This window comes from Kitasatospora sp. NPDC094028, assembly GCF_049543595.1.
Lineage (GTDB): Bacteria > Actinomycetota > Actinomycetes > Streptomycetales > Streptomycetaceae > Kitasatospora.
The window spans coordinates 1-1,952 of sequence record NZ_JBMVFA010000082.1 but is presented as its reverse complement, the minus strand read 5'-3'; the positions used below and the strand labels follow the sequence as shown (position 1 = coordinate 1,952).

Annotated in this window: 2 protein-coding genes and 1 pseudogene; all 3 read right to left on the bottom strand. The window is 73.8% G+C overall.

Annotation, left to right across the window (positions count from 1 at the left end):
* The coding region (locus tag ACPC54_RS41870) for an acyclic terpene utilization AtuA family protein (RefSeq protein ID WP_498972996.1) at window positions 1-605 on the bottom strand (605 nt) is incomplete at its 3' end.
* A complete protein-coding gene (locus tag ACPC54_RS41865) occupies window positions 602-1,438 on the bottom strand; it encodes a TIGR03084 family metal-binding protein (RefSeq protein WP_351594284.1) in 837 nt (278 codons plus the stop codon). The genes ACPC54_RS41870 and ACPC54_RS41865, both read right to left, overlap by 4 nt.
* A gap of 129 nt (window positions 1,439-1,567) precedes the next feature.
* Window positions 1,568-1,952 (bottom strand): annotated as a pseudogene (locus ACPC54_RS41860) (hypothetical protein); the annotation flags it as partial.

The following is a 1,952-nucleotide window of genomic DNA, read 5'->3' as shown; positions in this document are numbered from 1 at the left end:
CCCTCCCGGAAGAAGGCGTAGTTCCCGCCGGTGGCCTGCGTCCCGCACTCCAGCACGTGCCCGGCGACGACGGCCCCGGCCAGCTTGTCGAACTCCCCCGGCTCCCAGCCGAAATGGGCTGCGGCGGGCCCGGTGACGAGGGCCGCGTCGGTCACCCGCCCGGTGACCACGATGTCCGCGCCCGCCCGCAGGCACTCGGCGATGCCGAACCCGCCGAGGTAGGCGTGGGCGGCGAGGGCGCCGGGGTGGGCGGCGGTCAGGTCGTCGCCCTCGACGTGCGCGACGCGCAGGGGTATGCCCAGCCGGTCGGCCAACTCGCTTGTTTTTGCCGCTAGTCCGGCGGGATTGAGCCCGCCCGCGTTGGTGACGATCCGCACCCCGCGCTCCCGGATCAGGCCGAGGCACTCCTCCAGCTGGCGCAGGAAGGTGCGGGCGTATCCGGCGCCGGGGTCCTTCAGCCGGTCGCGGGCGAGGATCAGCATGGTGAGTTCGGCGAGGTAGTCGCCGGTGAGGACGTCGAGTTCGCCGCCGGTGAGCATCTCGCGCAGGGCGTCGGCGCGGTCGCCGTAGAAGCCGGAGAAGTTGCCTATCCGCAGCGGGTTCACTGGCCGGTTCCCGCCGCCGGGTCGGTCGTCCCGTCCGTCGGCTCTTCCGGCAGCCTCGCCTTCCGGCCGCTCCCCGGTGGGCCCGCGAACGCCTGGGCGATGTCCAGCCAGCGGTCCGCGTCGGGGCCCACGGCGGTCAGGGCGAGGTCGTCGCGGTGGGCGCGCTGGGTGACGAGGAGGCAGAAGTCGAGGGCCGGTCCGGTGACGCGCTGCGGGGCGTCGTCGGGGCCGTACCCCCACACGGCGCCACTGGGCGCGGTGAGCCGGACGCGGAACTCCTCGGCGGGCGGCGTGAGTCCGTGCACCGTGTACGCGAAGTCCCGGGTGCGCACGCCGAGTCGGACGATGTGGGCGAGGCGGCCGGTGGGGGCGCGGGTGACACCGAGCGCGTCGGCGATGTCCAGGCCGTGGGCCCAGGTCTCCATGAGACGGGCGGTGGCCATGGAGGCGACGGCCATCGGCGGCCCGAACCAGGGGAAACGGGCGCCGGGTTCGGCCGCGCGCAGGGCCGCGTCGAGGGCGTCGCGGCCGGACCGCCAGCGCGCGAGCAGCTCCGCGGGCGGCAGCCCGGCGTCCTGCTCCGCGCCCTCGTCCACGAAGGAGTCGCCCTGGGCGAGGGCCTTCTCGACCAGCGCGCGGAACCCGTCCGCGTCGGTGACGGCGGCCAGCGCCGCGCGGTCGGTCCAGGCGAGATGGGCGATCTGGTGGGCGAGGGTCCAGTCGGGCGCCGGGGTGGCGAGCGCCCACCGCTTGGGCGTCAACCGGGCGACGAGCCGGTCCAGTTCTTCGCTCTCGGCACGCAGATCGTCGATGACGGGCGTCGGGTCGGCCATGAGGGGAGCATGGCAGCGGGGGTGGAAACAATCAAGCGTGCTTGCATGATTTATTCGGCCGACGTTGGGGTTGGGTTCCGGGGACGACGGTGGGGCCGGTGCGGGCTCTTTTCCGGGGTGGGCCCGGGTTCATCCCAGGAGTGAGCCGAGGGTCTTCGTGAAGGAGTCGGCCGAGTGGTCGGCGTGCTCGCGGATCCGCTCGGCCACCGCGGCCGCACCCCCCCCCTCCACGAGCCGGACGATCCGCTCGGCCCGCCGCTCGTGCCCCTCGGGGCTGTTGTCGACGGTGGGCAGGTAGAAGTCGGCCGCGTCGTACGCCATGTGCAGGACGTGCTTCTTCACATCGCTGAGCGTCAGATAGTCGCGGTCGGTCGTCGGCACCGGCTCGGGCGCGCCGACGCAGACCACCGGGGTGCCGGCGCCCCAGGCGTTGACGCACAGGTGGTAGGTGTCGGTGATGACGAGGCGGTAGCGGGGCAGGACGCCGAGCAGGTCGCCGACGGTGGGATCACCG

Bases quoted from the DNA above. Each gene is read 5' to 3' on its own strand.
- ACPC54_RS41865 (WP_351594284.1), bottom strand. From the start codon at position 1,438: ATGGCCGACCCGACGCCCGTCATCGACGATCTGCGTGCCGAGAGCGAA.